The sequence below is a fragment of the Streptomyces sp. NPDC107500 genome (assembly GCF_055582785.1).
This window is the reverse complement of the sequence record NZ_JBVJPF010000004.1, coordinates 370752-397605: the sequence shown is the minus strand read 5'-3', so window position 1 is coordinate 397605 and position 26854 is coordinate 370752. Positions and strand designations below refer to the sequence as shown.

The window sequence follows — 26854 nt, the reverse complement described above, 5'->3', positions numbered from 1 at the left end:
TCCGGGTGGCTGGCGACTGGGACCACTGTGCCTCAGTTGATGGGGGCGGGCATCCCGGCCGGGGCGCCGGTCACTGCGCGGTGCGCAGGTCGGTGCCGCGCCGGGCCAGGCTGAGGACACCCATGACGATCAGGCCGACGCCGAGCAGCTGCGGCACGACCCACCAGTCACCGCGCACGTCCTCGCGGTAGAGGATCACGCCGAGCAGCAGGCTGACCGTCGCGTCGCCCAGGGTCAGGGCGGGCTGGGAGGCGACGAGTGGGCCGCCCTGCATGGCGTGCTCCAGGAGCAGCACGGCACACACCCCGGCCACGGCGAACCCGTAGGTCTGCCAGGTGGTCAGGAAGCCGGTCACGCCGTCGGAGTCCAGGACGCGCATGGAGTCCTTCATCAGACCGGCCGTCAGCGCGTAGCACACCGCGGTGGCCGCGCCGAGGCATCCGGCGCGGGCCTTGCCGACGGGCCGCTTCAGTCCGGCCGCCGCGAGCAGCACGGCCGCCCCGGCACATGCCGCCAGCGCGGGCACCCAGCGGTCCAGCGGCACGTCCTCGCTGCCGTGGTCCGGTGCCGCCGAGACCAGCGCGACACCCAGCCCGACGACCACCGCGCCCACGGCGAGCCACATGACCTGGGGCAGCTTGCCGCCGGTCATCAGCGAGGCGAGCAGCAGGGCCAGCGGAAGCTCCAGCACGAACAGGGGCTGTACGAGTGACAGGGGCCCCGTCGCCAGTGCCACCGCCTGACCGACACCGGCCACCACGACGGCCAGCATGCCGCCGAGCCACACGGGCCGCCGGAGCAGGTCGAGGACGAGCCCCGGGCGGAAACCCTGTGACTGCGGCACGCTCAGCGCGGCACGCCGCTGGAGTACGGTGGCCAGCGCGTTGCTGAACGCGGCGACGAGTGCGAAGAGCACCGGCAGCACAAAGCCCATCCACCGATACTCACCCCGATTCCTTCCGGCCGCGCGCCGCACCGCGCCCCGGGGACGGTGTGCTCAGCTGCCGCTCTGCGCGGACGGCTCCGCGCTCGCGGTCTCCTGCTTCGGCGCGGCGGCGTCGGTGGCGGTGTAGTAGACCGAGGAACCCTGCTTGGTGCGCTGGGCCAGGTTCTTGGCGACGAGCCCTTCGAGGGTGGTGCGCACGACCGTGGTCTTGACGTTGCGCTCGGCGTGGGCCTTGCCCAGCGCCGTGGTGACCTCCGCGGCGGACCGCGGCTCGCTCGCCTCGACGAGGTGGGTCCGCACCAGTTCGACCAGCGTGGGCTGGGTGGTGGCCGACGCGGGTGCCTTCTTCGCCGCGGGCTTGGTGGCGGCCTTCGTGGCCGCCTTGGTGATGGCCTTGCCGGCCTGCTTGGTGCCGGCCTTCGGGGCCTGCTTGGCGGCGGACTTCGCGGCCGGCTTGGCGGCGGGCTTCGTCGCCGACGGCTTGGTGGCCTGCTTGGCGCCCGGCTTGGGTGCGGCGGCCCGCTTGGGCGCGGTGGCGGCCTTCTTGCCACGCGAACGCCCGCGGGCGGCCGGCTCGGCGGGGGCGCTGTCGCGCGGCGCGGGCACGGTGGCCGCACCGGTCGCGGGCTCGGGCGCGGCGATGCCGAGCGCCTGCTGCACGCTCACCAGCAGGGCGTGGTCGTGCTGCAACGCGGCCAACTGCTGCTGGAGCGCGGTGAGCTCCGCGCTGACACGTTCCTGCTCCTTGACGTTGCGCTCCAGGTCGTCGGTGACCTGGACGCTGTACTGCGACGCCAGTTGGGTGGCGGACTGCGTCGTGCTCTCGGACATGAGGGTGACTCTCCTCGATTCGCGGCCGTGAAGGCTCGTGAGGAACGGCGGGACACACAGATAGTACGGACGAACAGCGTCTGTTGTTCCCCTGTTTGCTGCCGGGCCGGTATACCACGTATGGCCGCCGACGTGGTATGTGCCGCCGCAATCTCGTGTGTGTGTTCGGAACACATGGCCGCGGCGCTCACCCGCCCTGGGGTACCTCCACGGTCTTTCCGTCCTCGTCGACGGTGTGTGTCTGCCAGTAGGTGTCCCACTCGTCGCCGACGTGCTCGGGCACCTTGCCCTCGGGGTACCGGGTGTAACCCTTGGGCGGCTCCTCGTCGTTGGGCACACAGGCGCTGCCGGTGCCGCCGACGGACAGGACCGGGTACTCGCCGCCGCCGCAGGTCGCCTCCTCGATGGAGCAGCCGGTCATGACCGCCGCGGCGGCCACACAGGCCAGGACCAGATGAACTCGCTTGCCGGTACGCACGATTGGCTCCCTCGGGTGACTGATGACCCAAGCCTCCCGCGACGGGTGGGACACATCATGAGTACGGATACTCAATCGGCCGTGCCACGCTGCCCGGCGCGCGTGACCAGACGGTCCACCCGGCGCGCCGCCGTGCGTGCCTCCCGCTCCGCCCCGGTCGCCGCCTTCCGGGCCGTACGGGCCGCTTCCTCGGCGTCCCGCCGTTTCCGCCCGGTCCGGTCGAGGTCCTCGCGTGCCGTGCGCAGTTCGTCCTCCGCGGACGCCACCGCCTGGCGGGCACGGTCGTGTTCACCGTCCGTCCGCCGGAGCAGCGTCTCGGCGTCCGCCTGCCGCGCCTGTGCGTCCCGCAGTCGTTCCGCGGCCCGCTCCGCCTCCTGTTCGGCGCGGGCGAGATCCTCCTGCCGTTTGCGGCGCCGCTCGGCGAGTTCGTCCTTGGCCCCGGTGCCGGCCGGTTCCTCGCGGGGCGCCGGTGCGGGTGTCGCGGGTGCGGCCGGGGAGGTGTCCGAGGGGAACTCCGACGGCGGGGCGAGCGCGGCCTCCAGGCGACCGCCGGACCACCGGTCGGCCGCGTCCCGGTCGGCGAGGACGGCGCGCAGGGTCGACTCGACCTCCCGCTGCGCTCCCTGGGACAACCGGTGCCCGGCCTCGTCGGCGAGGTGCGCGGCCTGCCGGGACAGGGCGGTGACGATGCGCCGCCGCTGCGCCGACAGCTCCCTGAGCCCGGCGGCGTCCAGGGTGCGGTGCGCCTCCCGAAGTGACTGCCCCAGTTCCAGGAACCGCCGGCTCTCCTCCGGCTCGGAGCGGGCCAGCAGGTTCGCCGCCCAGGCCGCGAGCGTGGGCCTGCGGGCGGCGTGGATCAGCCGCGCGTCCTCCTTGCGGCCGTCCGTCCTGGCGGCGGCGGCGCGTTCCTCGCGGCGGGAGACGAAGTCGGACGGCGGTGTCGTGTACAGCTCGTCGAGGACCGCCTCGACCGAGTCCGTGCCGGGGGTGCCGGTCTTCCCGCCCTGCCCGCTCCTGCGCCGCATGCCCTTTCCGCCTCCTCCTCCGGGGCCCGCGCTCACACCTCCTGTCTACGGTCACCCCGCACGCCCCGCGACCGGAGCGGCACCCCGTTTGCCTAATTGAATTAGGTAAGCGCATAATCAATGTAGGAAAGCGCGACGCACCACCATCGCCGGAGGCGACATGCACACCACGGACGGCTGGATCACCACGCCCCTCACCGGGGACCTCCTGCGGGGCGCCCTCGACCTGGAGCGCACGGAGCACGGCCTGTTGCCCCACCGGCTCCCCGCCGCGGCCCGCGCCCAGAACACCGACGGACAGCTGGCCATGGCCGAGTCCCAGCCCTCCGGCGTACGCCTGGTGCTGCGCACCCGTGCCACCGCGCTCGAACTGGACACCCTGCCCACCAAGCGGTCCTACGTCGGCGCCCCGCCACGCCCGGAGGGGGTCTACGAACTGCTCGTCGACGGCCGCCCGTCGGGCCGGGGCACCGTCGCGGGCGGCAACACCCTGACCATCGACATGACCACCGGCACGACGGACGTCGAGCGCGGCCCGGTCGGCACCCTGCGCTTCGCCGACCTGCCCGAGGGCGACAAGGACATCGAGATCTGGCTGCCGCACAACGAGACCACCGAACTCGTCGCCCTGCGCACCGACGCCCCCGTCGAGCCCGCCCCGGACCACGGCCGCAGGGTCTGGCTGCACCACGGCAGCTCGATCAGCCACGGCTCCGACGCCGCGGGCCCCACCACCACGTGGCCGGCGCTCGCCGCCACCCTCGGCGGCGTCGAACTCGTCAACCTCGGACTGGCCGGCAGCGCCCTGCTCGACCCGTTCACCGCGCGCGCCATGCGCGACACCCCGGCCGACCTGATCAGCGTGAAGATCGGCATCAACGTGGTCAACGCCGACCTCATGCGCCTGCGTGCCTTCGGCCCGGCCGTGCACGGCTTCCTCGACACCATCCGCGACGGCCATCCCACCACCCCGCTGCTGGTCGTCTCGCCCATCCTGTGCCCCGTCCACGAGGACACCCCCGGCCCCCTCGCCCCCGACTTCTCCGGCGTCGCCGAGGGACGGATGAGGTGGGTGGCCACTGGCGATCCGGCGGAGCGCGCGAGCGGGAAGCTGACCCTGAACGTCATCCGGGACGAGCTGGCCAGGATCGTGGCGCAGCGGTCCGCCACCGACCCGCACCTGCACCACCTGGACGGCCGCGACCTCTACGGCGAGGCCGACACCGCCGAACTGCCCCTGCCCGACGGCCTCCACCCGGACGCGGCCACCCACCGCCGCATGGGCGAACGCTTCGCCGCGCTGGCCTTCGCCGACCACGGCCCGTTCGGCGGCTGACCCCGGCCGCTCACGCCCCGACGACCGCGGCGAAGCGCCGGGCGACCTCGTGCCAGACCGCCTCGGCCGCGGGCTCGTCGCGCTCCGCCCGGCGGGACAGCTCCACCGGGTCCAGCCCGCTCGCCCGGAGCCGCCCGGCGTCCCACGCCCGGACCCGGTCCGCCCCGGCCTCGGGATGGAACTGCACGCCCCACGCCCGCTCACCGACGCGGAACGCCTGGTACGGGCACCGCTCGCTCTCCATCAGCCAGGTGGCGCCGGGCGGCAGGGCGGTGACGGCGTCCTTGTGGTGCTCGACCGCCGTCACCCGCGACGGCAGCCCCCGCAGAAGCGGATCGTCCGCGGCCTCGGACCGCAGGCTCAGCGGCGTGCTCCCGAACTCGGGTTCGCCGTGGTCGCCGCGCACCGTCCCACCCGTCACCTGGGCGAGGAGCTGCCCGCCGAGACAGATCCCGAACACGGCGGCACCCCGCTCCACCGCCCCCGCGACCAGCGCGCGGGTCGGCGCGAGCCAGGGCGCGCGCTCGTCGTCGGGCAGGTAGCCGCCGCCGAGCACCACCACGCCCTCGTGCTCCGCACGCCGGGGGAGTGGCGCACCGGCGTACGCGTGCACCACGTCCAGCGACAGCCCTTCCGCGACCAGCCAGTCACCGAACCGGCCCGGCCCGCCACCGGCATGGTTCTGCACCACGAGCACCCGCGGCATCGACCACCCCCACGCTCCCGCGCCTCACCTGCGCGACATGTACAGACCCAGAGCCTTGTGCAGCACCCTGTTGAGCGGGTAGTCCCACTCGCCGAGGTACTCGACCGCCTGCCCGCCCGCGCCGACCTTGAACCGCACCAGTCCCAGCAGGTGGTTGTCCTCGTCCAGGGTGTCGGTGATGCCGCGGAAGTCGTAGACGGCCGCGCCCCCTTCGTGGGCGTCGCACATCATCCGCCATTGCAGGGCGCTGCTGGGCTGCACCTCGCGCCGGCGGGCGGTGGACGCGCCGTAGGAGTACCAGACGTGTTCCCCGACGGTCAGCATGGTGGCCGCGGCCAGCACCTCCCCGTCGTGATGGGCGAGGTAGAGACGCATACGGTCGGGGTCCTCCGCCGTCAGCGCGGTCCACATGCGCCGGAAGTAGCCGAGCGGCCGGGGGACGAACCGGTCCCGTTCCGCGGTCTCGACGTACAGCTCGTGGAACGCGCCGAGGTCCTCCTGGTCGCCCCGGACCACCTTCACGCCCGCCTTCTCCGCCTTCTTGATGTTGCGGCGCCACTGCTGGTTGAGGCCGTTGTGGACATCCTCCAGCGACCGCCCCGCGAGCGGCACCTGGCAGACGTAGCGCGGCTGGCCCACCGCGAAGGCGTCCTCGGTGCCCGCCTCGGCGCGCCGCCAGCCCATCCCGCGCAGCCGTTCCGCGATCTCGTCCGCCCCGGCCTCCCGCACCGTGGCCTCCACGTCACCGAGCCGCCGGGCTCCCGGGTCGGCGATCGCGGCCTTCACCGCGTCCGCGCTCCAGCGCCGGGCCACCACCGGGGGACCCATCTTCACCGAGAAGGCGCCCCGCGAGCGCAGATACCCGAGCATCGGCTCCAGCAGACCCTCCAGGTCCGCGGCGCCCCAGTCGATGACCGGACCCTCGGGCAGGTACGCCAGGCAGCGACGCAGCCTCGGCAGCGGCCGCATCAGCACCAGCCCGGCGCCCACGAGCGCGCCGTCCTCGTCGAACCAGCCCAGGCTCTCGGCACGCCAGTCGGGTTTCACGTCGCCCCACGCGGGGGTCTGGAGATGGCTCACGGACGGCCGGGCCGCGACGAAGCGCAGGTGGTCCTCGCGGCTGATCGCCTTCACGTGCCGGCTCATGGGCGGCGCCCCTTTGTTCGACGTCGTTGAATGGGGGGTGGGGGAGACGGCCGACGGGGTCGATGGGGCCGCCGTCCCTCCTCACAGGAAATACCGGCGGCGCCCGATCCGCGCGGGCTACCGGCCGTTCGGGCCGCCCCGGCACCGGCACACCCGCCGGGCACCAGCAACGCACACCCGAGTGCTCCGCCCGGCGCGCGAGGGCACGGATCCGGTGCGAGCGTGGGTGGCCGGGACGGTGCGGGACAGGACGGAGCGGACGGTCATGGCACGGGCGATCTGGACCGGTGTGATCACGTTCGGGCTGGTCTCCGTGCCCGTCGGCCTGTTCACCGCGACCGAGGACCACACGGTCCACTTCCACCAGTTGCAGCGCGGCACCTCGGACCGGATCCGCAACCGGCGGGTCAACCAGCGCACCGGCGACGAGGTCGACGCCGCCGACATCGTCAAGGGATACGAGGTGGGTGACGGCGAGTACGTCGTCGTGGAGCCCGGCGAACTCGACGAGATCGCGCCGGGCCGCTCCCGCACCCTGGAGATCACCGACTTCGTCGACCTGGACCGGATCGAGCCGGTGTACTTCGGCCGCACCTACTACGTCGCCCCGCGCGGCGAGGAGTACCTCAAGGTCTACGAGTTGCTGCGCACCGCCCTCGCCGAGACGGGCAAGGCCGGCGTCGCCACCTTCGTGATGCGCAACCGGCAGTACCTCACCGCGCTCCGGGCCGAGGACCGGGTCCTGCTGCTCCAGACGCTGCACTGGGCCGACGAGGTCCGCGACCCGGTCGAGGAACTGCCCGAGCTGCCGACGGGGCGGGTGGGCCGCGGCAAGGAACTGGACATGGCGCTGCGGCTGGTCGACGCCCTCAGCGGCCCCTGGGACCCGGCCCGCTACCACGACACGTACCAGGAGAAGGTCCGCGAGCTGGTCCGGGCCAAGGCCGAGGGCGAGGAGATCGCCGTCGCCGAGGAGGCACCGCGGGCCACCGACGTCGTCGACCTGATGGACGTACTGCGGGGCAGCCTGGAACAGGCGCGGGGCGAGGGCGGCAAGCGGCCGTCCGCACCGCGGAAGAAGGCCGCCGCCCCCTCCCGCGGGGCGCGGCCCAAGCGGTCCGAACTGCGGGAGCTGAGCAAGGCCGAGCTGTACCAGCGGGCCACCGAACAGGACATCGCCGGACGCTCGAAGATGAGCCGCGGCCAGCTCGTCGACGCACTCACCGGTACCGGCGGCCGCCGCAAGAAGAAGAGCGCCGCCTGAACCGGAGATCCGGCTCGGGCGGCGCTCCGCCGATCAGCTGCTCAGGTGGTGCTGAGCATGCCCTCCCGCAGGCGGCCCAGCAGGCGCGAGATCAGCCGGGACACGTGCATCTGCGAGACGCCGAGCCGCTCGCCGATGTCCTTCTGGGTCAGCTCCTCGACGAACCGCCAGTGGATGATCTGCCGGTCGCGCTCGTCCAGCTGGGCGATCATCGGGGCGAGGGCGTGGAAGTCGTCCACGAGGGCCAGCGCTGCGTCGTCGGTGCCGATGAAGTCCGCGAGCGCCGACTCGCCGTCCTCGCTGCCGTTGATGGCCGCGTCCAGGGAGGCGGAGTTGTAGCCGTTGGCCGCCAGGCGGGCCTCGACGACCTCGTCCTCCGGCAGGCTCATCAGCTCGGACAGCTCCTGCGTGGTGGGGTTGCGGCCCAGCCGGCTGCGCAGCTCCTCGGTGGCGCGGGCCAGCTGGACGCGGGCCTCCTGGAGGCGCCGCGGGACGTGCACGGCCCAGGAGGTGTCCCGGAAGAACCGCTTGATCTCCCCGACGATGTACGGCACGGCGAACGAGGTGAACTCGACCTCACGGGTGAGTTCGAACCGGTCGATCGCCTTGATCAGGCCGATCATGCCGACCTGGACGATGTCCTCCATCTCCTCCGGACCGCGGGAGCGGAACCGGCCGGCCGCGAAGCGGACCAGGGACATGTTCATCTCGATCAGGGTGTTACGGGCGTACTGGTATTCGGGCGTGCCCTCTTCCAGCACCGTGAGCTGCTCGAAGAACAGCTTCGACAACTCCCGCGCGTCCTTGGGCGCCACCTTGGACGGATCCGTGATCTCCGGCATGTCCGTGGTGGTGTGCGTCGCCTGTGCGGTCGTCGTCGCCATGATGTGCCCTCCCTGTCGATCGGCCCCCGTCGTCGTCACCTTGTAGGCCGACGAAGGACCGCCTACCCCGGGTCACGCGCCGCACACCCACCGATTTCCGCCGGTGCCGGACGGGCCCTGGGCCGGTGGGGCGACAGAGGCGCGACAGACGCGTGAAGCGGGGAACTAGAGAGGGAGCGCGTTCTCGGAAGGGGAGAGTGGGCATGTTTGAAGCCGAAAACATTCGTGACTGGCGCGGCCAGGACGTCGTCGACCAGGAAGGCCGCAAGATCGGGACTCTGGAGTCCGTCTACTTCGACACGCTGACCGACCGCCCCGCTTTCGCGACGGTCACGGTCGGCCTTCCGACCCGGCGTCGTCTCGTCTTCGTACCGGTGGAGAAGGCCGTCGTCGGACCGGGCTACGTGAAGGTGACCTACGACAAGTCGCTGGTCAAGGACGCTCCGGGGATCGATCCGGACGGTGAGCTCGCGGCCGAGGAGGAGGGCGCGGTCTTCGAGCACTACAAGCTGCCGTACGAGCAGGGCAGCCGCGGCGAACGGCGGCTCGGCCGGCGCTGAACCGTCCGGGCCGAGCCGTCCGAGGGGGCGGCCGGGCGCCGACGACGGCGGGCCCGGCGCGCCCCGCGTCCGGCGGGGCCGGCCGTCAGCCGATCTCGGCGCCGCGGGCCGCCGCCTCCTTCTCGGACTCCGCGCTGCCCGTCGCCAGGGTGCCCCCGGCGCTCTCCAGGTGGGCCCGCACGAACCACTGGAACTGCTCCAGGTCCCGGAGCTGGCCGATCAGGAGGTCCTCCGTGGCGGTGTCGATCTTGCCGGCCTCCTCGACGGCCGCCCGCATGCCCTCCACCACGCCGGTGTAGACCAGGTCGAGCGCGCCGAGGTGGGCGATCGCGTCGGCCCGGCCGATGGAGTAGTCGTCCCACTTCCGCTCCGCCACCAGGGCCCCGGGCGTGCCCTGTGCCACACCGCCGAGCGCGGCGATGCGCTCCGCGACGTCGTCGGCCATGTCACGTACCTGGTCGACCTGGGGGTCGATCATCTCGTGCACGGCGATGAAATGCGGCCCGACGACGTTCCAGTGCACGTGCTTGAGGGTCAGGTGCAGATCGTTGAGGGCGTGCAGGCGCAGTCGCAGCACACCGATCAGCCGTCCGGCGGCCTCGCGCTCGATGCCGGGGACCGTGTACTTCGGGGTCAGGTCGTGCGTCATGGCGGACCTCAGCTCCTCATCTCTGTCGTACGTCGTTGCTCGTGCACGAATGCCCCGTATCGGGACCCTCAGACATCCGCGGGCCAGGTCGGTGACCATGGACGCCGTACGCGGGCCTGCGAGGTCAGGACGGCGGGGCGGGCACGGGCAGCGCGGCGAGGGCGCGCGCGGCGTGCACGAGGTTGGACGCCATGGCCCGGCCGGTGGAGAGCGCCCAGTCGTGGCCGCGCTCGTCGTCGAGGAAGTCGGGTCCGGGCCCGGGACCGAGGTGCCAGTAGGTCCAGGCCTGTCCGGGGACGGTGTAGCCGATGTCCGCGAGACCGCCGCTGATCTCGCTGATGACGTGGTGCGCGCCGTCCTCGTTGCCGGTCACCAGGACACCGGCGACGCGGTTGTAGGCGACGGGGCGGTCCTCGTCGTCGGTCTCGCTCATCATGGCGCCCATCCGTTCGAGGACCCGCTGGGCCACGGAGGACGGACGGCCGAGCCAGGTGGGCGACCCGATGATCAGGATCTGGGAGGCCAGGAGCTTCTCGTGCACCTGGGGCCAGTCGTCGCCGTCGCCCATGTCGGTCTCGACGCCCGGTCTCAGGTTCAGGTCGACGGCCCGGACGACGTCCACCTCGGCTCCGTGGCCCTTCAGGGCCGCGATGACCGTGGAGGCGAGGGCCTCGGTGTTGGACGGCGCGGGGGAGGGCTTCAGGGTGCAGTTGATGACGAGTGCGCGCATGCACGCCTTGTTCCCCGGTCGACGGAGGCCGACCGGGGTAGCGCGGGGCCGTTCACCCGGAAGGCCCCGCGGCTGTCCGGCGGACCGGTCAGGGCAGGGCGACGCCGTCCAGCTTGCCCTGCTTGGCGTCGTCGACCAGCGACGAGAACTGGTCGGCGCTCATCTGCACGCGCTGGCCGAAGTCGTCGGTCAGGACGATCCGCCGCTCCGCCGGTGCCTGGGGGTCGACGAACAACTGGGGACAGCCGCAGTCGCAGTTGCCGCAGAACGTCGCGACGGGCTCCAGGCCGTGAGGCTCGGTCATGTCGGTGCGCCTTCCGTGGGAGACGGGTGACCGCGTGGGTGTCCGGGGCGGCGGTCTCGGGGGCCCGCCTGGGTGATACCCCGTGCGATCCCCGCGAACGCGCGCCGGCGCCCCGCGCGGAGGCACGCCGGAGGGCTCCCGGTGCGCCGGTGCTCCCCGCGTCCGCTCCCGCCGCACCGGCTCGGCGGGAACCCGGCGGGGATTCGGTCCGACCGCACGCGCGCGAGCCGACCGCACGCGCGCGAGTGGCGGTTATCGTCGGCCGTATGGCTGACGAGTGCTTCCGGCATCCGCGGCTCGCCGCCGTCTACGACGCGCTGGACACCGATCGCGGCGACCTGGACGCGTACCTGCGCATGGCCGGCGAGTTCGGGGCCCGGCGCGTGCTGGACATCGGCTGCGGTACGGGGGTGTTCGCCCTGCTGCTGGCCGACCGGGGCATCGAGGTGGTCGGCGTGGACCCCGCCGCGTCCTCCCTCGACGTGGCCCGGGGCAAGCCGGGCGCCGCTCGGGTGCGCTGGATCGAGGGGAACGCGGCCTCGCTGCCCCCGCTGCGCACGGACCTGGCGACCATGACGGCGAACGTCGCCCAGGCGATCACCGGGCCGCGGGCGTGGCAGGGGACACTCCGCGGGGCGTACGAGGCCCTGCGGCCCGGCGGGCACCTGGTGTTCGAGACCCGGGACCCGGCCCGGCGTGCCTGGGAGGAGTGGGACCGCGAGCACACGCACCGGGTCGTGGAGATCCCCGGCGCGGGGGCGGTGGAGAGCTGGTGCGACCTGCTGGACGTGAGCGGCCCGCTGGTCACCTTCCGCTGGACCTACGTCTTCGCCGCGGGCGGCGAAGTGCTGACCTCGGACTCGACGTTGCGCTTCCGCGACCGGGCCGAGGTGGAGGCCGACCTGACCGGACGGGGCTTCGAGGTCCGGGAGGTGCGCGACGCCCCCGACCGCCCGGGCCGCGAACTCGTCTTCGTGGCACGACGCCCGTAGGGCACCCGTAGGAGGTGCACCGGCGCGCGGGGGGCGCACATCGGAACCGAGTGAGCCCTGTACGCGCCCCGTCGACGGTACGGACAATCACACTGGCCGTGATCACGCGGTGGTGGGGCGCCTCGGCGCCCACCGCCGACTGCCGGGAAAGCAGGTCGATCAGCATGCACTTGCGTCTGCCCACGTCCGTGTCCGAGGCACAGGAGTGCCTGGCGGAGGGAGCGGTGCCCGTCGGCGGCGCCACTCTCGTGTGGGCCGCCTGGCAACGCGACGGCTTCCCCGAACTGGCCATGTCCCTGCGCGAGCTGCCGGAGGCGACCGTCCTCGAACCCGAGGCCCTGGGCGCGGCCGTACTGCTGCACCGCATCGACGAGCGGGTACCGGAGGTGCTGCGCCGCGCGGCGTGCTCGGTGGGCACCGGAGCCGTGCGCCGCGCGGCGACGGTCGGCGGCAACCTCGTTGGCAGCACCCTGCGTTGCCTGCTCCCCGCGGCCCTCGTGCTGGACGCCCGCGCCACCGTACTGGGCTCCGACGGGCCCTACGAGACCGACCTGGCCGAGGTGGTGGCCAAGCGCCACCTGCTGCTCGGCCTGCGCTGGCGCACCCCGGCGGCCAGCGGATACCGCAAGGAGCCCGCCGCGGCGGGCGGGCCGCCGCCCCTGGTCGTCGCCACGGCCGTGCACACCGACGACGACGGCCGGCCCCGGCTGCGGGTCGCCGTCCGGGACGGCTACGAGGTGGCCGGCGGCAGCACCGCGTGCGACGGGGGCGCCGACGAGGCCGTCGACGCCCTGGAGGGTACGGATCTCGGCGGACTGCCGCCCGCTGCGCGGGACGTGATGCGCGAGCAGGTCACCAACATCCTGGAACCCCTCGCCGGCCGCTGAGACCGCGACCGGCGCCCGGCGGTCGGTCCCCGTCAGCCCTTGGCCAGGGCCTTGACGCGGTCCAGCGATCCGTTGAACTTGTTGTGGTCCCCGACGGTCTTTCCGGTCGAGGTGTACTGCCACATCGTGTGGAAGTCCCAGCCGGCCGGCAGGGCCCCCACGGACGAGGCGTACCGGGCGACCCACAGTGGGTTCTTCGCGCCGAAGGCGCTGGAGTTGCCGGTGCACTGCGTCCACCAGTTGGTGGAGGTGTAGATGGCGGCCTCGCGCCCGGTGCGCGCCTCGTACCGGTCCACGAAGCTCTTGATCCAGCTCACCATCTGGGTCTTCGTCTTTCCGTAACAGGTGGCCCCGTACGGGTTGTACTCGATGTCGAGGACGCCCGGCAGGGTCTTGCCGTCCTTCGACCAGGCGCCGCCGTGGTCGACGAAGTAGTCGGCCTGGGCCTTGCCGCCGGAGGTGTCCGGGGTCGCGAAGTGGTACGCGCCGCGGATCATGCCGGTGTCGTAGGAGCCGCCGTACTGCTGGGCGAAGTACGGGTTGCGGTAGGAGGTTCCCTCGGTGGCCTTCACATAGGCCCACTTGACCCCGCTCTTCCACAGGGTCGACCAGGCGACGTTGCCCTGGTGGCTGGAGACGTCCACGCCCTCGATCTGACTGGCGCGGGTTTCGGCGGGCCGCCCCTGGACACCTTCGTGGGCGAGGACACCCCGGCCCATGTAGGCGGTACCGCGGACGGGCGACCCGGAGTCTCCGGCGGTCGCGGGGACCGCCGACAGGGTCAGCAGGAGTGACTGGGAGGCGAGGAGCACGCCTGTCGTGAGCAGGCGTGAGTGGCTTGAAGCCACGGCTATGGGTCTGCGCATGGCACCCATACGATCCGCTGTCGCGCCCCACCGCATCCCACAGTCACCCAGATGGTGTCGCCGCGTCCGTGCCCGGCCCGTCCGGCCACCGCGCGAGCGGGCCACTGACCGGGTGCGAACGCCCGTATCACATCGGTGCTTTCGATCGTCGGGATGCCCGGGAAGTTCGCTCCTCGGTGGGGTTCCCGGCGGGTCGGGCATACGTGTCCGTGACGCTGACTAGCATGAGCCGGAAGCCGACCGGAGTGATCAACAAGAACCCGGTGGCACGGCTCCGCCCCGCGGGCCGACCCATGTCGATCGGCCCTTCCCCGCTCTCAAGGACCAGAGGGACCGCGGAATGTCAGTGTCTGCACCCCCCACCCCGCCCCGGACGCAGAAAGCCCCCCACCGCACCCCCGCCGTCGCCCTGGTCGTGCTGCCCGCCACCGCCGCGGGCGCCGGTGCCGCCTGGGCCGCGGCGCCCGATGCCGCCCGGGGCTGGACCGCGACCCTCGCCGTGACGTCCTGGCTCTGCGTCGCCGCCACCGTGGTCCTCGCCTCCCACCTGGTCGCACGGGCCCGCCGTACCGCGGACGACCGCAGAGCCGAGATCGGCACCCTCAAGGCCCGGCTCGCCCAGGAGAACGCCGGCCTGGTGCACCTCGTCAACGTCACGCTGCCGGGCGTCGCCCAGCAGGTGCGCGAGGGTGCCGGCGCCGACGAGGCCGTCACCCGCACCGCCCCCGCCCCCGGGCCGCACCTGCGGCAGGTCGTCCAGAGCTTCGCCTCCCTGACGGCCGACGCCGTACGGCACACCACGGAGGCCGAGACCCGGCACCAGGAGGCGCTCCGTGAGACGCGCAGCGCCACCGGGGAGCTGGAACACCTGACGAGCAGCACCCTGCCCGCCGCGGTGCGCAGACTGCGCGACGGCACCTCGGCGGAGGTCGTCCTCGCCGAGCTGGACTGGCCCCGGCGTCCGCACGCGCGCGCCTGCGCCGAACTGTTCGTGCGGGAACTGGCCCACAGCGAACGGCGCACCGCCGCCGCCGAGGCCGCCTCCGCCAAGTCCCTCGGCCGTGTCCAGGCCAAGGCCGTACGCATGCTGGCCGACCTGCGGGACATGCAGGACCGTCACGGCGAGGAGGTCCTCGGCGACCTCCTGCGGCTCGACCACAGCACCTCCCAGCTCGGCCTCATCACCGACCGCCTGGCCCTGTTGATGGGCGGCCGCTCCAGCCGCGCCTGGAACAAGCCCATCGTGATGGAGAGCATCCTGCGCGGTGCCGTCGGCCGCATCGCCGCCTACCAGCGCGTCCGCATGCACTGCTCCACCACCGCCGCGATCTCCGGCCACGCGGCCGAGGGCGTCATGCACCTGCTGGCCGAACTGATGGACAACGCCGCCAACTTCTCGCCGCCCATCGACGAGGTCCACGTGTACGTGGAGGAACGTACCGCCGGGATCGTCATCACCATCGAGGACAGCGGACTCAAGATGGCCGACGCCGCCATGCGCCACGCCGAGGAGGCCGTGTCGGGACGGGCGACCGACCTGGCCTCGCTCCAAGGCACCCGGCTGGGCCTGGCCGTGGTCGGACGGCTCGCCGCCAAGTACGGCGTCGGCGTGAGCTACCGCCCCTCGTCCCGCGGGGGCACGGGCGTCGTGGTCCTGGTGCCGCCGCAACTGCTGGCCCAGCAGCGGGACCCGGTGCCCGCCCTGACCGGCCGCACCTTCGGCGGCGCGTCCCGCGTCCCCGTCCCCGGACCCGCGCCCGCCGCGGAGGCGCCCTTGGCCGCCACGCGTCTGCCGGACGTCCGGGACGCCGAGCTGACCGAACCTCCCGTTCAGGCGCCGCGAACCCGCCCGCAGTCCGCGACGCCCGGCGCACTGCCCGTGCGCTCCCCGGGCCGGACCATGGCCGAGGCCGAGGCCGAGCGTGAACGGCGCGACCCGCCCCCGCGGCCCACCGACCGGCCGGCGACGGCGCCCCGCGACGCCGGGTCCAGCTTCGGTGCCTTCCACCGCGGGCGCCGGTCCGGAGCGGCCGGCGGGGCGTCCACGCCGGAACCGCCCGCGTCGGGGTAGACCGCGCGCCCCACCGCACGGCGCACAACGGCGCCCCCTCGCCCCCGAGTTCGTGAGATTGGAGGAACGGGCCGGTGACCGGAGCAGCAGCACCCACCGTCCCCTCACTCATCATGCAGACCACCGACAACAGCCTCACCTGGCTCCTCCAGAACCTCCTGGACAGCACCCCCGGCACCCGCCACGCCCTCGTCCTGTCCAGGGACGGCCTCCGGCTCTGCTGGACCGAACACCTCACCCTGGACCGGGCCGACCAGCTCGCCGCGATCTGCTCCGGCATCCAGGCCCTCGCCCAGGGCGCCTCCGTCGAGTTCGGCAACGGAACCGGTGGCGTACGGCACTCCATGACCGAGTTCCACGGAGGGCTGCTGTTCATCGTCGAGGCGGGCGAGGGCGCACACCTGGCCGTCGTCGCGGTGGAGGACGCCGACCCCGGGGTGGTGGGCCACCAGATGACCGAGTTGGTCGAGCAGATCGGCGAGCACCTGCGGGCCGCCCCGCGCCACGCCCTCCGCGGGAGCGGCTCGTCGTGACGCGCAGGCCCGTGGACACCGGCGCACCCGACCGGCTCTACACGGTCACGGGCGGACGCAGCCGCGCCGACGACTCCTTCGACCTCGTCACCCTGGTGGTCGGCGAGCGCGAACCGTCGGCCGGCATGCAGTCGGAACACATCCGGATCCTGGAACTGTGCCGGCACCCCACGGCCGTGGTGGAACTCGCCGCCGAACTGGCACTGCCCATCACGGTGGTCCGCATCCTGCTCGGCGACCTGCTCGCCACCGGGAGCATCACCGCCCGCCATCCGCGCCTGGGGCGGTCCGCCGCGTCGCACCGCCCCGATACCGCCCTGCTACAGGAGGTGCTCCATGGGCTCCGCAACCTCTGACACACCGGCCCCCGCGCACCTCGCCGCCTCCGGGCGCACACCCCTGACCGACGCCGCGGAGACCGGCCTGAAGATCGTCGTCGTGGGCGGGTTCGGCGTAGGCAAGACCACCCTGGTCCGCTCCGTCAGCGAGATCAGGCCCCTCAACACGGAGGAGGTGATGACCCAGGCCGGCGTGGGCGTCGACGAGACCGGCGACGTCACCGCGAAGACCACCACCACGGTGGCCTTCGACTTCGGCCGGATCAGCCTCAACGACCGCATGGTGCTGTACCTGTTCGGCGCCCCCGGCCAGGAACGTTTCTGGTTCCTGTGGGACCGCCTCTTCTCCGGCACCCTCGGCGCCGTCGTCCTCGTCGACACCCGACGCATGGACGACTCCTGGTACGCGATAGACCGGCTGGAACACCACGGCACCCCGTTCGTCGTGGCCGTCAACCGCTTCGACGACGACACCGCCCGGCACTCCCTGGACGAGATCCGCCTGGCCCTCGCGCTGCCGGAGCGCGTACCGCTGGTCGACTGCGACGCCCGGGTACGCGCCTCCGGCAAGCACGTGCTGGTCACCCTCGTGGACCACCTCTACCAACTGGCCCTGGCCCAGGAGGGCGCACCGTGACCGACGTCGACCCCGCTCCGCACCCCCTCGCCGCACCGGGTTGCCCCGCCCACCCGGACGCCGTCCCGCTGGCCGGTCTCGCCTACCAGCAGACCCCGTCGGAGCTGTACCGCGGACTGCGGGGCGAGCACGGCGCCGTCGCACCGGTGCTCCTCGACGGCGGGGTGCCCGCCTGGCTGGTCCTCGGCTACCCCGAGGTCAGCTACGTGACCAGCCACGACGAGCTGTTCGCCAGGGACTCCCGGCGCTGGAACCAGTGGGACCGCATCCCGCCCGACTGGCCGCTCATGCCCTACGTCGGACACCAGCCCTCAGTGCTCTTCACCGAGGGCGAGGAACACCGGCGCCGGGCCGACGTGATCACCCAGGCCCTGGCCGGCGTCGACCAGTTCGAGCTGGCCCGGGACTGCCGGCAGCTCGCCGACCGGCTCATCGCGGGCTTCGCCGGCAGCGGCCGGGCCGAGCTGATGAGCGGCTACGCGCACGCCCTTCCCATGCGCGCCGCGGTACGCATGTGCGGGATGCCGCACAGCGGTGCCGAGACCCGGCACCTCGTCGAGGACCTGCGCATCTCCCTCGACGCGGCGGAGGGCGACGACCCGGTCGCGGCGTACACGCGGGTGGGCGAGCGCATCCACGGCCTGGTCCGGCACAAGCGCGCGCGGCCCGGCCCCGACGTCACCTCGCGGATGCTGACCCACCCGGCGGGCCTGACCGACGAGGAGACGGTGCAGGACCTCATCTCGGTCATCGCCGCCGCCCAGCAGCCCACCGCCAACTGGATCGGGAACACGCTCCGGCTGCTGCTCACCGACGAACGCTTCGCCGTCAACGTGTCGGGCGGGCGGCTCAGCGTGGGGGAGGCGCTCAACGAGGTGCTGTGGCTGGACACGCCGACACAGAACTTCATCGGCCGCTGGGCCGTGAACGACACCCAGTTGGGCGGCCGGCAGATCCGCGCCGGCGACTGCCTCGTCCTCGGCCTGGCCGCGGCCAACACCGACCCGCAGCTCTGGCCCGAGGCCCACGTCGGCGCCGAGAACTCCGCGCACCTGTCCTTCAGCAACGGCGAGCACCGGTGCCCGTACCCGGCACCGCTGCTCGCCGACGTCGTCGCCCGCACCGCGGTCGAGACCCTGCTGGAACGCCTCCCCGACCTCGTCCTCGCGGTGGAGCCCGGGGAACTGACCTGGCGTCCGTCGATCTGGATGCGCGGACTCACCGCCCTGCCCGCCCTGTTCACCCCCGTGGTGGTCTGACAGGGCGTGCCCGCGTCAGCCCGCGCGCGGTGTGAACCGCACCGGCAGGGACTGCGGGCCCCGGGTGAACACCCCGCGCTCCACCGGGTCGAAGCCGTCGTCCGGCCGCAGATCCGGCATGGCGTCCAGCAGCTGCCCCACGCCGATCTCGACCTCCGCCTTCGCCAGCAGCGCTCCGACACAGAAGTGCCGGCCCAGCGCGAAGGCGAGATGGTCGGCGGCGGCCGAGAAGGCGGTCGTCGTGGTCAGGTCCTCGCGGTGCAGGTCGAAGCGGTCCGGGTCGCGGTAGCGGCTCCCGTCCCGGTTGGCCGCGCCGATGAGACACGTGACGGTGTCGCCCGCCGGTACGGTGCCGCCGCTCAGCTCCACCTCGGACGCCGACTGCCGCATGATCATGTGCACCGGCGGGGTGTAGCGCAGCGTCTCCGCGAAGGCGCGCGGTATCAGGGACCGGTCCTCGCGCACGGCGGCCAACTGCTCGGGGTGGGCGAGCAGGTTGGCGAAGATGCTGGCGATCGCCTTGTCCGTGGTCTCGCCGCCCGCCGCGAGCAGCAGGCTGCAGAACGCCTTGATGTCCTCGTCGCTCATCCGGACCCCGTCGACCTCCGCCGCGCACAGGGAGGACAGCAGGTCGTCGCCCGGATTCTCGCGGCGCTCCCGGATGATCGGGATCATGTACTCGGCGAACTCCACGCGGGTGCGCGCACCGGCGGCCGCCACCTCCTGGTCCCCCGAGAGGTTGCCCAGGAAGGCGATGACCGACGTGTACCAGCCGTGGAACCGGTCGTGGTCCGCCTTGTCCAGACCCAGCATGTCCGCGATGACGTCGACCGGGAAGCGGGTCGCGTAGTCGGCGACCAGGTCGGCGCGTCCGGTGTGCCGGAACGCGTCTATCAGCTCGCGGGAGTTGCGCTCGATCACCGGAAGGAACCGGTCCTGGAGATCGGCCCCGCGGAACGCCGGCGCGACCAGCGCGCGCCGGACCGCGTGCTCCCGGCCGCTCAGCTGGAGGATCGTCCTGCCGTGCACGGGCTCCAGCTGCCAGTCGTAGTTCTCGGTCGTGAACTGCCCGTTCCGGTCCTTGAAGACGCGTTCCACGTCCTCGTAGCGCGAGACGATCCAGCTCCGCGTGGCCTCGTGCCAGACGAGGGGCGCGCTCTCCCGCATCGCCCGGTAGACCGGATACGGGTTCGCCGCGAACTCGGGGGAGAGGATGTCGGGGACCTGCTGCGCGGTGGACATGGGGCTCCTCGGTCGACAACGGCCTTACGGCACCAGGCTATTGACGACGCGACGACGCCGACAGACCGCGGACGGGACGAGGTCCCGGTCAGGCGGGGCCGTCCACCGAGGCGCGCAGCCGGGCGCTGGCCATCCGCATGTGTTCGGCCATCGCCCGGTCCGCGGCCTCCGGATCACGCGCGCGGATCGCCCGGAGCACCGCGTCGTGCTCGCAGAGCGTGCCGCTGACGGTGCCCTCGATGTCGCTGACGCGCTCCATCCAGACCTGGAGCAGCGCCCGGATGCTGTGCAGGATGTCGCTGAGGACGGTGTTGCGCGCGATGCGGGCCGTCTCCAGGTGGAAGGCGATGTCGGCGTCGATGAACGCCGTGACGTCGTCGCCCGCGTCGCGCATGTGCTGGAGGTGCTCCTCCAGTCGTGCCACGTCCTCGTCGCCGGCCCGCTCCGCCGCCAGCCGGGCCGACACCCCTTCCATGTACGTGCGCACCTCGACCAGGTCCTGGGTGCGGCGCTGGCCCAGCATCAGCCCCCAGTTGATCGCGCGGGGCAGGAACTCCGAGGTGCCCTCGCGCACGTAGGAGCCGGAACCCGGCCGGATCTCGATGATCCCGAGGACGTCCAGGGCGGAGAGCGCGCCGCGCACGCTGGACCGGGCGACACCCAGCGCCTCGGCCAGCTGACGCTCGGCGGGCAGCCGCGTGCCGGGCCGGATGTCACCGGCCGAGAGGTGGTCGAGGAGCCGTTTGGCGACCTCGCTGACGGACGACTCGCGCACGACGGGCCGCAGCAGCCGCGCGAGGTCCGGAGCGGCCGCGGAGCTGTGCTGATCAGGCTGACTGGTCACGGTCACCAGTCAACCAGATGCGGCGCCGACCGGGCTGACCAGGCAGTTCACCCCGACCATGGGTGCGGTTTGTCAAGAGTTGGGCCGGTAGTGGATCTATGACGCTCACCACACTGGTAAATTGGTGACCAATTTTGATCCGAGGCATAGCGTGAGGGCGAACCGGTCGGCCGCCTTCCGCGGCGGACATCCGGTGTGACCGACCCCGGACGGAGCTGTCCGGGCGAGCCGAGGAGTCGCCCATGGGTGCCCAAGCGCCATCCGAGGCAGTCGAGAGAACTGCCATCAAGAAGGTCTCAGTCCGCCTCGTCCCGTTCGTGGCGCTGATGTTCTTCGTGAACTACCTGGACCGCACGGCCGTCTCGTTCGCCGAACCCAACGGCATGGGACAGGATCTCGCCCTGACCGCCGCCCAGTTCGGTTTCGCGTCCGGGATCTTCTTCCTCGGCTACATCGTGCTCGAGGTCCCCAGCAACATGGCCCTGCACCGCTTCGGCGCCCGCCGGTGGCTGGCCAGGATCATGGTGACCTGGGGTGTCGTCTCGCTGCTGTTCACCTGGGTCAGCAGCAGCGGGCAGCTGTACACGCTGCGTTTTCTGCTCGGTGTCGCCGAAGCGGGCTTCTTCCCGGGCGCGATCCTCTTCCTCAGCCAGTGGGTGCCGTCCCGCCACCGCACCAAGATCCTCGGCCTGTTCTACCTCGCCCAGCCGCTGACCACCGTGTTCGGCGCCCCGCTCGCGGGCTGGCTGATCGGCCGCCACGGCCTGTTCGGCCTGGAGGGCTGGCGCGTGATGTTCCTGTTCGTGTCGCTGCCCGCGATCATCCTGGGCGTCGTCGCCTGGTTCTACCTGATCGACAGGCCCGCCGACGCCAAGTGGCTCACGCCGGCCGAACGCGACTGGCTGACGGCCGAACTCGCCGCCGAGAACGCCCAGAAGACCGGGCACGAGAGCAAGCACGCCAAGGGCGACCTGAAGACGGCCTTCAGCAGCGGCCGGGTCTGGACCCTCGCGGTCGTCTACTTCGGCTTCGTGTACGGCCTGTACGCCCTCGCCTTCTTCCTGCCGACGATCATCAACGGCTTCCAGGACCAGTACGACACCACGTTCAGCGTGATGGACAAGGCCTGGATCACCGCCATCCCGTACCTGCCGGCCGCCGTCGTCCTCTTCTTCTGGACCCGGCACGCCACCCGCCACGGCACCCGCACCTGGCACGTGGCGGGACCGGCCGTCGTCGGCGGTGTCTCCATCCCGCTCGCCCTCTACATGGGCTCCCCGGCCGCCACGGTCGCCGTGATCACCGTCACCGCCTGCGCCATCTTCGCCGCCCTGCCGGTCTTCTGGTCGGTGCCCTCCCGCTTCCTGACCGGAGCCGCCGCCGCGGCCGGCATCGCCCTGATCAACACCGCCGGAAACGTGGCGGGCTTCGCCTCCAGCTACATCACCGGCTGGCTCAAGGACCTGACGGGCGCGTACTACGTACCGCTCTACCTCGTCGGTTTCTTCATGCTGCTGTCCGCCGCGCTGATGGTGTGGCTCGCCGCCCGCCACCGCACCGACGAACCGGTCCCCGTGCCCGAACACCAGGCCGAGGAGGCCCTGCGATGACCCGCCTGTTCAACGACCCCGCCGCCTTCGCCGACGAGGCGCTGGAGGGCTTCGCCGCCGCGCACCGTCGCTGGGTCCGGCCGGTCACCGGCGGAGTCGTCCGGGCCACCGCCACCCCGGCCGGCCAGGTGGCCGTGGTGATCGGCGGCGGATCGGGCCACTACCCGGCCTTCTCCGGCCTGGTCGGCCGCGGGCTGGCGCACGGCGCGGCCGTAGGCAACGTCTTCGCCTCGCCCTCCGCCCAGCAGATCCGCTCCGTGGCGCGGGCGGCGCACGGCGGCGCCGGAGTCCTGCTGATGTACGGCAACTACGCCGGTGACGTCCTGCACTTCGGCCAGGCCGCCGAGCGGCTGGCCGCCGACGGCATCGATGCCCGTACCTTCGCCGTCGCCGACGACATCTCCAGCGCGGGTCCGGAGGAGTCGGCCAAGCGGCGCGGCATCGCCGGTGACCTGCCCGTCTTCAAGGCCGCCGCCGCCGCGGCCGAGCAGGGCCGCCCCCTGGACGAGGTGGTGCGCGCCGCCGAACGGGCGGGCGCCCGCACCCGGTCCTTCGGCATCGCCTTCTCCGGCTGCACCCTGCCCGGCGCCGACCACCCCCTGTTCACCGTCCCCGAGGCCCGCATGGCGGTCGGCCTCGGCATCCACGGGGAGCCCGGCATCGGCGAGGAGGACCTGCCCACCGCCGACGAGGCGGCCCGGCTCCTGGTCGTCACGCTGCTGAAGGAACTCCCCGAGGACGTCCCCGGCCCGGCGGGACAGCGCGCCGCCGTCGTCCTCAACGGGCTCGGCTCGGTCAAGTACGAGGAACTGTTCGTCGTCTACCGCAGGGTCGCGGCCCTGCTCGGCGAGGCGGGCGTCGAGATCGTCGACCCCGAGGTCGGCGAACTCGTCACCAGCTTCGACATGGCCGGTGTCTCCCTCACCCTGACCTGGCTGGACGAGGGCCTGGAGGAGCTGTGGCGGGCGCCCGCCGACACGCCCGCCTACCGCAAGGGCGCCCTCGACGCCGCCGAGCCCGACACCGCCGTACGCCCGGAGACCGCCCCGCTCCCGGACGCCGACCCGCCCCCGGCCGCGGACGCCTCACAGCACGCCGCCCGTACCGTCCTGGCCGCCCTGGACGCGGTGGCCGCCGTGGTCGAGGCGCACGCCGACGAACTCGGCCGGATCGACGCCGTCGCCGGCGACGGAGACCACGGCATCGGAATGCTGCGCGGCTCCACCGCCGCCCGCGAGGCCGCCGCCGGCGCCCACGAGCGCGGCGCGGGCGCCGGCACCGTCCTGACCCGCGCCGGCGACGCCTGGGCCGACCGGGCGGGCGGCACCTCCGGCGCCCTGTGGGGCACCGTCCTGCGCTCCCTCGGCACCGCCCTCGGCGACCGGGACACCCCGGACGCCGTCCGCGTCAGCGGCGGGGTCACGGACGCCTCCGCGGCCGTGCGCAGGCTCGGCGGCGCGGAAGTCGGCGACAAGACCATGGTCGACGTCCTCGTGCCCTTCGCCGACGCGCTGGCCGCCGCCACGGCCGAGGGCCTGCCCCTCGCCGAAGCCTGGGACCGCGCCGCCACCACGGCCACCGACGCGGCCGCCGCCACCGCCCGCCTGCTGCCCCGCATGGGCCGGGCCCGACCGCACGCCGAGAAGTCCCTCGGCACGCCCGACGCGGGCGCCCACTCCCTCGCCCTGATCACCCGCGCCGTCCACGGCGCCCTGCTCGACCACCCCCACGACCACCACTGAGGAAAGCCGAGATGACCGACAAGCTCCGCATCGTCGTCGGGTCCGACGACGCCGGTTACCAGTACAAGGAAGCCCTCAAGCAGGACCTGGAGAGCAGCGGCCTGGTCGCCGCCGTCACGGACGTGGGTGTCGACGCCGACGGTCACACCGCCTACCCCAAGGTCGCCATCGCCGCCGCCGAGATGGTCGCCCGCGGCGATGCCGACCGCGCCCTGCTGGTGTGCGGCACCGGGCTCGGCGTCGCCATCGCCGCCAACAAGGTCAGGGGCATCCGCGCCGTCACCGCCCACGACTCCTTCTCCGTCGAGCGGGCGGTCCTCTCCAACAACGCGCAGATCCTGACCTTCGGGCAGCGCGTCGTAGGCCTCGAACTCGCCCGCCGCCTGGCCGCCGAATGGCTCACCTATCGCTTCGACGAAAGCTCGGCGTCGGCCGCCAAGGTCCAGCTGATGTGCGACTACGAGACCGCCCCGGGCGACGGGGCGGCCGCCTGATGCCCGCCCCCGCACCCTCCCCCGTACTGCTGGGGGTGAGCCTGAAGATGTACTTCGGCCACCACCAGACGCTGAACTGGGCCCGCCGGATCGCCGCCCTCGCCGAGCGGCACCCCGCCGTCACCTCCGGCGCCGCCCGCCTCTTCGTGCTCCCCGCCTTCCCGGCCCTCGTGCCCGCCACCGGCATCCTCGCCCCCTACGGCGTCGCCCTCGGCGCCCAGGACATCGCCACCGAGGACAGCGGCCCCTACACCGGCGAGGTCGGCGGCCCCGTCCTCAAGGAGATCGGCTGCCGCTACGCCGAGGTGGGCCACGCCGAACGCCGCCGCCTCTACGGCGAGGGCGACACGGTCGTCGCCGCCAAGACCGCCGCCGCCCTGCGCAACGGCCTCACGCCCGTCCTGTGCGTCGGCGAACGCGACGAGGCCGACCCGGCCGACGCGGCGGCCCGCACGGTCGCCGAGGCGGAACGCCTGCTGCACGGCCTGGACGGCGCGGTCGTCCTCGCCTACGAACCGCAGTGGGCCATCGGCGCCCCCGAACCCGCCTCCGCCGAGCACATCGCGACCGTCTGCACCGCCCTGCGCGACTGGCTCGGCCGCCGTCCGCGGCACGCCGGTTCCACCGTCATCTACGGCGGCAGCGCGGGCCCGGGGCTGCTGACCCGGCTGGCCGGCACCGCCGAGGGCCTGTTCCTCGGCCGCTTCGCCCACGACCCCGCGAACGTGGAGGCGGTCCTCGACGAGATCCGCTCCACGGCCCCGGCGGCGGTGGCGTGATGGCGTACGGCATCAGCACCTACGCGTACTTCTGGCGCCACTCCACCCTCGCCCCCGAGCCGATGACCCTGTCCGCGATGCTGCGCGACACCGCGGAACTCGGCGGCCGGGTCTTCCAGATCTGCGACTACGCGCCCGTCGAGACCTACGACCGCGCGCGGCTCGCCGACCTCCGCGCCACCGCCGACGACCTCGGCCTGACCCTGGAACTCGGCACCCGCGGCATCCGCCCCGGCCACCTGCTCACGTACCTCGACATGGCGGGCGAACTCGGGGTCACCCTGGTCCGCTCCATGCTGAACACCGCCGACCACCGGCCGGCCACCGCCGAGGCGGTCGCCCTGCTGAAGGAGGCGGTGCCCCGCTACGCCGACGCGGGCGTGACCCTCGGCCTGGAGACCTACGAGCAGGTCGCCACCGACGACCTGGTGAGCGTCGTACGCGCGGTCGACAGTCCGCGTCTCGGCATCGTCCTGGACCCGGGCAACAGCGTCGCCCGGCTGGAACGCCCCGCCGATGTCGTGGCCGCCACCGCGCCGTACGTGGTCAACATCCACGTCAAGGACTTCGCCTTCACCCGCCGCGACGGCTGGGTCGGCTTCACCTACGCCGGCTGCCCGCTCGGCGAGGGCCTCCTGGACCACGCCGGCATGGTCGCCGCCGTACGCCCCGGGGAGCGCGGCATCAACCAGATCGTGGAGCACTGGCTCCCGTGGCAGGACGGCGGCTTCGACGCCACCGCCCGGCTCGAACACCAGTGGACGCAGCACAGCATCGACACCCTCCTGAGGAGCGAGTAATGCCCACCGAGATCCACACCCGGGCCGACGTCACGACCGTCGCCGTCATCGGGGCCGCCGGCAAGATGGGCCGCCGCGTCTCCGACAACCTGGTCGAGAGCGACTTCCGGGTGCTCTTCAGCGAGGCGTCCCCGGCGGGCCAGGAGCTGATCCGCGGCCTCGGCCGCGAACTGACCGGGTCGGCCGACGCGGTCGCCGAGGCCGACGTCGTCATCCTCGCGGTGCCCGACGTGGTTCTCGGCAAGGTCTCCGAGGAACTCGTGCCGCTGATGAAGCCCGGCACCGTCGTCCTCACCCTCGACCCGGCCGCCGCCTACGCCGGCCTGCTGCACGCCCGCGAGGACGTCCACTACGCCTGCGCGCACCCCTGCCACCCCTCGGTGTTCCTGGAGCGGACCACCAAGGAGGAGTGGCAGGACACCTTCGGCGGCATCGCCGCGCCCCAGGAGGTCGTCGCCGCCTACGAGGGCGGGGACGAGGCCAAGCAGCGGCTCGCCGACGCCGTCGTCCGGGTCATGTACGCCCCGGTCGTCGACGTCCACTGGGTCACCGTCAAGCAGCTCGCCGTGCTGGAGCCGACCCTGGTGGAGACCATCGCCTGCATGGTCGGCGCCCTGCTGACCGAGGCGCTGCACGAGACCGTCCACACGGTCGGAGTCCCGGAGAAGGCCGCCCGCGCGATGCTGCTCGGCCACACCCAGGTCGCGCTGGCGAACACCCTCAAGGGCTCCAACCCCTTCTCGGACGCCTGCCTGATCGCCATGGACTACGGCCGTGAGTCCATCGTCCGCGAGGACTGGAAGAAGGTCTTCGACGACGAGGAGCTGGACAAGGTCATCACCCGCATGCTGAAGATCAAGGAGATCCGCCGCTAGGACGTCCGCCCGGGACGTGGGCGGGC

29 protein-coding genes are annotated in these 26854 nt (G+C 72.9%); 16 read left to right on the top strand and 13 right to left on the bottom strand.

What is annotated here, in order from left to right:
* Positions 1-70 precede the first annotated feature (70 nt).
* The 4 genes from ACZ67M_RS18280 to ACZ67M_RS18265 all read right to left on the bottom strand — a co-directional run bounded on the left by ACZ67M_RS18280 (position 71) and on the right by ACZ67M_RS18265 (position 3280).
* Positions 71-934: a DMT family transporter gene (locus tag ACZ67M_RS18280; RefSeq protein WP_385796125.1), complete on the bottom strand. Its 864-nt coding sequence runs from the start codon at positions 932-934 to the stop codon at positions 71-73.
* 63 nt (positions 935-997) lie between these two features.
* Entirely contained in the window at positions 998-1777 is a 780-nt protein-coding gene (locus ACZ67M_RS18275; protein ID WP_469851714.1) for a hypothetical protein, read from the bottom strand.
* 187 nt (positions 1778-1964) lie between these two features.
* Positions 1965-2255, bottom strand: a complete 291-nt coding sequence (locus ACZ67M_RS18270) for an SCO0607 family lipoprotein (RefSeq protein ID WP_392013220.1) — start codon at positions 2253-2255, stop codon at positions 1965-1967.
* Positions 2256-2326: 71 nt separating this feature from the next.
* A complete protein-coding gene (locus ACZ67M_RS18265) occupies positions 2327-3280 on the bottom strand; it encodes a hypothetical protein (RefSeq protein ID WP_469851713.1) in 954 nt (317 codons plus the stop codon).
* A 160-nt stretch (positions 3281-3440) separates the two neighbouring features.
* On the opposite strand from ACZ67M_RS18265, the gene ACZ67M_RS18260 reads away from it, so the two are divergent.
* Positions 3441-4616, top strand: a complete 1176-nt coding sequence (locus ACZ67M_RS18260) for a GDSL-type esterase/lipase family protein (RefSeq protein ID WP_392101470.1) — start codon at positions 3441-3443, stop codon at positions 4614-4616.
* A 10-nt stretch (positions 4617-4626) separates the two neighbouring features.
* Here the strand turns inward: ACZ67M_RS18260 and ACZ67M_RS18255 are convergent, their stop codons facing one another.
* Together ACZ67M_RS18255 and ACZ67M_RS18250 are read right to left on the bottom strand one after the other, a co-directional pair.
* Positions 4627-5322, bottom strand: a complete 696-nt coding sequence (locus ACZ67M_RS18255; protein WP_469851711.1) for a type 1 glutamine amidotransferase — start codon at positions 5320-5322, stop codon at positions 4627-4629.
* 24 nt (positions 5323-5346) lie between these two features.
* Complete coding sequence (locus ACZ67M_RS18250; RefSeq protein WP_392101474.1) at positions 5347-6468, bottom strand: lipid II:glycine glycyltransferase FemX; 1122 nt, start codon at positions 6466-6468, stop codon at positions 5347-5349.
* Positions 6469-6733: 265 nt separating this feature from the next.
* On the opposite strand from ACZ67M_RS18250, the gene ku reads away from it, so the two are divergent.
* Entirely contained in the window at positions 6734-7732 is a 999-nt protein-coding gene (gene ku, locus ACZ67M_RS18245) for a non-homologous end joining protein Ku (RefSeq protein WP_392101475.1), read from the top strand.
* Between the two features lie 41 nt (positions 7733-7773).
* Here ku and ACZ67M_RS18240 read toward each other — a convergent pair whose 3' ends face one another.
* Positions 7774-8616, bottom strand: a complete 843-nt coding sequence (locus ACZ67M_RS18240; RefSeq protein WP_122619175.1) for an RNA polymerase sigma factor SigF — start codon at positions 8614-8616, stop codon at positions 7774-7776.
* A 203-nt stretch (positions 8617-8819) separates the two neighbouring features.
* Here ACZ67M_RS18240 and ACZ67M_RS18235 point away from each other — a divergent pair, with 203 nt between their 5' ends.
* On the top strand, positions 8820-9176 hold the full coding sequence (locus ACZ67M_RS18235; protein ID WP_361367578.1) for a PRC-barrel domain-containing protein: 357 nt from the start codon (positions 8820-8822) through the stop codon (positions 9174-9176).
* A gap of 85 nt (positions 9177-9261) precedes the next feature.
* Here the strand turns inward: ACZ67M_RS18235 and ACZ67M_RS18230 are convergent, their stop codons facing one another.
* From ACZ67M_RS18230 to ACZ67M_RS18220, 3 genes are all read right to left on the bottom strand, one after another.
* Entirely contained in the window at positions 9262-9825 is a 564-nt protein-coding gene (locus ACZ67M_RS18230; RefSeq protein WP_361367575.1) for a Dps family protein, read from the bottom strand.
* Positions 9826-9949: 124 nt separating this feature from the next.
* Positions 9950-10555, bottom strand: a complete 606-nt coding sequence (locus tag ACZ67M_RS18225; protein ID WP_360893540.1) for a flavodoxin family protein — start codon at positions 10553-10555, stop codon at positions 9950-9952.
* An 88-nt stretch (positions 10556-10643) separates the two neighbouring features.
* Positions 10644-10859 carry a hypothetical protein gene (locus ACZ67M_RS18220; RefSeq protein ID WP_122619179.1) on the bottom strand — a complete coding sequence of 72 codons (216 nt, stop codon included), beginning with the start codon at positions 10857-10859 and terminating at the stop codon, positions 10644-10646.
* Between the two features lie 266 nt (positions 10860-11125).
* Here ACZ67M_RS18220 and ACZ67M_RS18215 point away from each other — a divergent pair, with 266 nt between their 5' ends.
* Together ACZ67M_RS18215 and ACZ67M_RS18210 are read left to right on the top strand one after the other, a co-directional pair.
* Complete coding sequence (locus tag ACZ67M_RS18215; RefSeq protein ID WP_469851708.1) at positions 11126-11851, top strand: class I SAM-dependent methyltransferase; 726 nt, start codon at positions 11126-11128, stop codon at positions 11849-11851.
* 164 nt (positions 11852-12015) lie between these two features.
* Positions 12016-12738, top strand: coding sequence for an FAD binding domain-containing protein (locus tag ACZ67M_RS18210; RefSeq protein ID WP_469851707.1), 723 nt, complete (start codon positions 12016-12018; stop codon positions 12736-12738).
* A 32-nt stretch (positions 12739-12770) separates the two neighbouring features.
* On the opposite strand, the gene ACZ67M_RS18205 is transcribed toward ACZ67M_RS18210, so the two are convergent.
* The gene (locus tag ACZ67M_RS18205; protein WP_361367566.1) at positions 12771-13604 is read right to left on the bottom strand and encodes a lysozyme; all 834 of its coding nucleotides are present in this window, start codon (positions 13602-13604) and stop codon (positions 12771-12773) included.
* Positions 13605-13944: 340 nt separating this feature from the next.
* On the opposite strand from ACZ67M_RS18205, the gene ACZ67M_RS18200 reads away from it, so the two are divergent.
* From ACZ67M_RS18200 to ACZ67M_RS18180, 5 genes are all read left to right on the top strand, one after another.
* Positions 13945-15675 (top strand): ATP-binding protein, encoded by a 1731-nt coding sequence (locus ACZ67M_RS18200; protein ID WP_469851705.1) that lies wholly within the window; start codon positions 13945-13947, stop codon positions 15673-15675.
* Between the two features lie 113 nt (positions 15676-15788).
* Positions 15789-16208: a roadblock/LC7 domain-containing protein gene (locus tag ACZ67M_RS18195; protein ID WP_122619181.1), complete on the top strand. Its 420-nt coding sequence runs from the start codon at positions 15789-15791 to the stop codon at positions 16206-16208.
* Positions 16205-16564 carry a DUF742 domain-containing protein gene (locus ACZ67M_RS18190; RefSeq protein WP_469851704.1) on the top strand — a complete coding sequence of 120 codons (360 nt, stop codon included), beginning with the start codon at positions 16205-16207 and terminating at the stop codon, positions 16562-16564. Before ACZ67M_RS18195 ends, ACZ67M_RS18190 begins: the two co-directional genes overlap by 4 nt.
* Positions 16545-17183, top strand: a complete 639-nt coding sequence (locus tag ACZ67M_RS18185; protein ID WP_392013201.1) for a GTP-binding protein — start codon at positions 16545-16547, stop codon at positions 17181-17183. Before ACZ67M_RS18190 ends, ACZ67M_RS18185 begins: the two co-directional genes overlap by 20 nt.
* Positions 17180-18442: a cytochrome P450 gene (locus tag ACZ67M_RS18180; RefSeq protein WP_361367554.1), complete on the top strand. Its 1263-nt coding sequence runs from the start codon at positions 17180-17182 to the stop codon at positions 18440-18442. The genes ACZ67M_RS18185 and ACZ67M_RS18180 overlap by 4 nt, the downstream gene beginning before the upstream one ends.
* A gap of 15 nt (positions 18443-18457) precedes the next feature.
* Here the strand turns inward: ACZ67M_RS18180 and ACZ67M_RS18175 are convergent, their stop codons facing one another.
* Both ACZ67M_RS18175 and ACZ67M_RS18170 read right to left on the bottom strand, forming a co-directional pair.
* Positions 18458-19684, bottom strand: coding sequence for a cytochrome P450 (locus tag ACZ67M_RS18175; protein WP_392101482.1), 1227 nt, complete (start codon positions 19682-19684; stop codon positions 18458-18460).
* 88 nt (positions 19685-19772) lie between these two features.
* Complete coding sequence (locus tag ACZ67M_RS18170) at positions 19773-20534, bottom strand: FadR/GntR family transcriptional regulator (protein WP_469851701.1); 762 nt, start codon at positions 20532-20534, stop codon at positions 19773-19775.
* 236 nt (positions 20535-20770) lie between these two features.
* On the opposite strand from ACZ67M_RS18170, the gene ACZ67M_RS18165 reads away from it, so the two are divergent.
* The 6 genes from ACZ67M_RS18165 to ACZ67M_RS18140 are packed head-to-tail and all read left to right on the top strand — an operon-like array spanning position 20771 to position 26828.
* The gene (locus ACZ67M_RS18165; RefSeq protein WP_469851700.1) at positions 20771-22138 is read left to right on the top strand and encodes an MFS transporter; all 1368 of its coding nucleotides are present in this window, start codon (positions 20771-20773) and stop codon (positions 22136-22138) included.
* The gene (locus ACZ67M_RS18160) at positions 22135-23880 is read left to right on the top strand and encodes a dihydroxyacetone kinase family protein (RefSeq protein WP_469851698.1); all 1746 of its coding nucleotides are present in this window, start codon (positions 22135-22137) and stop codon (positions 23878-23880) included. Before ACZ67M_RS18165 ends, ACZ67M_RS18160 begins: the two co-directional genes overlap by 4 nt.
* 11 nt (positions 23881-23891) lie before the next feature.
* Positions 23892-24374 (top strand): ribose-5-phosphate isomerase, encoded by a 483-nt coding sequence (locus ACZ67M_RS18155; RefSeq protein WP_361367539.1) that lies wholly within the window; start codon positions 23892-23894, stop codon positions 24372-24374.
* Positions 24374-25153, top strand: a complete 780-nt coding sequence (locus ACZ67M_RS18150) for a triose-phosphate isomerase (RefSeq protein WP_361367536.1) — start codon at positions 24374-24376, stop codon at positions 25151-25153. Before ACZ67M_RS18155 ends, ACZ67M_RS18150 begins: the two co-directional genes overlap by 1 nt.
* Positions 25153-25953 (top strand): sugar phosphate isomerase/epimerase family protein, encoded by an 801-nt coding sequence (locus ACZ67M_RS18145; protein ID WP_469851696.1) that lies wholly within the window; start codon positions 25153-25155, stop codon positions 25951-25953. The genes ACZ67M_RS18150 and ACZ67M_RS18145 overlap by 1 nt, the downstream gene beginning before the upstream one ends.
* Positions 25953-26828, top strand: coding sequence for a phosphogluconate dehydrogenase C-terminal domain-containing protein (locus ACZ67M_RS18140; RefSeq protein ID WP_361367530.1), 876 nt, complete (start codon positions 25953-25955; stop codon positions 26826-26828). The genes ACZ67M_RS18145 and ACZ67M_RS18140 overlap by 1 nt, the downstream gene beginning before the upstream one ends.
* The last annotated feature ends 26 nt before the right edge of the window (positions 26829-26854 follow it).

Excerpts from the sequence above, each read along its gene's own strand:
- ACZ67M_RS18280 (WP_385796125.1), bottom strand. The coding sequence starts at position 934 with ATGGGCTTTGTGCTGCCGGTGCTCTTCGCACTCGTCGCCGCGTTCAGC.
- ACZ67M_RS18275 (WP_469851714.1), bottom strand. The coding sequence starts at position 1,777 with ATGTCCGAGAGCACGACGCAGTCCGCCACCCAACTGGCGTCGCAGTAC.
- ACZ67M_RS18265 (WP_469851713.1), bottom strand. The coding sequence starts at position 3,280 with ATGCGGCGCAGGAGCGGGCAGGGCGGGAAGACCGGCACCCCCGGCACG.
- ACZ67M_RS18260 (WP_392101470.1), top strand. The coding sequence starts at position 3,441 with ATGCACACCACGGACGGCTGGATCACCACGCCCCTCACCGGGGACCTC.
- ACZ67M_RS18255 (WP_469851711.1), bottom strand. The coding sequence starts at position 5,322 with ATGCCGCGGGTGCTCGTGGTGCAGAACCATGCCGGTGGCGGGCCGGGC.
- ACZ67M_RS18250 (WP_392101474.1), bottom strand. The coding sequence starts at position 6,468 with ATGAGCCGGCACGTGAAGGCGATCAGCCGCGAGGACCACCTGCGCTTC.
- ku (WP_392101475.1), top strand. The coding sequence starts at position 6,734 with ATGGCACGGGCGATCTGGACCGGTGTGATCACGTTCGGGCTGGTCTCC.
- ACZ67M_RS18240 (WP_122619175.1), bottom strand. The coding sequence starts at position 8,616 with ATGGCGACGACGACCGCACAGGCGACGCACACCACCACGGACATGCCG.
- ACZ67M_RS18235 (WP_361367578.1), top strand. The coding sequence starts at position 8,820 with ATGTTTGAAGCCGAAAACATTCGTGACTGGCGCGGCCAGGACGTCGTC.
- ACZ67M_RS18230 (WP_361367575.1), bottom strand. The coding sequence starts at position 9,825 with ATGACGCACGACCTGACCCCGAAGTACACGGTCCCCGGCATCGAGCGC.
- ACZ67M_RS18225 (WP_360893540.1), bottom strand. The coding sequence starts at position 10,555 with ATGCGCGCACTCGTCATCAACTGCACCCTGAAGCCCTCCCCCGCGCCG.
- ACZ67M_RS18220 (WP_122619179.1), bottom strand. The coding sequence starts at position 10,859 with ATGACCGAGCCTCACGGCCTGGAGCCCGTCGCGACGTTCTGCGGCAAC.
- ACZ67M_RS18215 (WP_469851708.1), top strand. The coding sequence starts at position 11,126 with ATGGCTGACGAGTGCTTCCGGCATCCGCGGCTCGCCGCCGTCTACGAC.
- ACZ67M_RS18210 (WP_469851707.1), top strand. The coding sequence starts at position 12,016 with ATGCACTTGCGTCTGCCCACGTCCGTGTCCGAGGCACAGGAGTGCCTG.
- ACZ67M_RS18205 (WP_361367566.1), bottom strand. The coding sequence starts at position 13,604 with ATGCGCAGACCCATAGCCGTGGCTTCAAGCCACTCACGCCTGCTCACG.
- ACZ67M_RS18200 (WP_469851705.1), top strand. The coding sequence starts at position 13,945 with ATGTCAGTGTCTGCACCCCCCACCCCGCCCCGGACGCAGAAAGCCCCC.
- ACZ67M_RS18195 (WP_122619181.1), top strand. The coding sequence starts at position 15,789 with ATGCAGACCACCGACAACAGCCTCACCTGGCTCCTCCAGAACCTCCTG.
- ACZ67M_RS18185 (WP_392013201.1), top strand. The coding sequence starts at position 16,545 with ATGGGCTCCGCAACCTCTGACACACCGGCCCCCGCGCACCTCGCCGCC.
- ACZ67M_RS18175 (WP_392101482.1), bottom strand. The coding sequence starts at position 19,684 with ATGTCCACCGCGCAGCAGGTCCCCGACATCCTCTCCCCCGAGTTCGCG.
- ACZ67M_RS18165 (WP_469851700.1), top strand. The coding sequence starts at position 20,771 with ATGGGTGCCCAAGCGCCATCCGAGGCAGTCGAGAGAACTGCCATCAAG.
- ACZ67M_RS18160 (WP_469851698.1), top strand. The coding sequence starts at position 22,135 with ATGACCCGCCTGTTCAACGACCCCGCCGCCTTCGCCGACGAGGCGCTG.
- ACZ67M_RS18155 (WP_361367539.1), top strand. The coding sequence starts at position 23,892 with ATGACCGACAAGCTCCGCATCGTCGTCGGGTCCGACGACGCCGGTTAC.
- ACZ67M_RS18150 (WP_361367536.1), top strand. The coding sequence starts at position 24,374 with ATGCCCGCCCCCGCACCCTCCCCCGTACTGCTGGGGGTGAGCCTGAAG.
- ACZ67M_RS18145 (WP_469851696.1), top strand. The coding sequence starts at position 25,153 with ATGGCGTACGGCATCAGCACCTACGCGTACTTCTGGCGCCACTCCACC.
- ACZ67M_RS18140 (WP_361367530.1), top strand. The coding sequence starts at position 25,953 with ATGCCCACCGAGATCCACACCCGGGCCGACGTCACGACCGTCGCCGTC.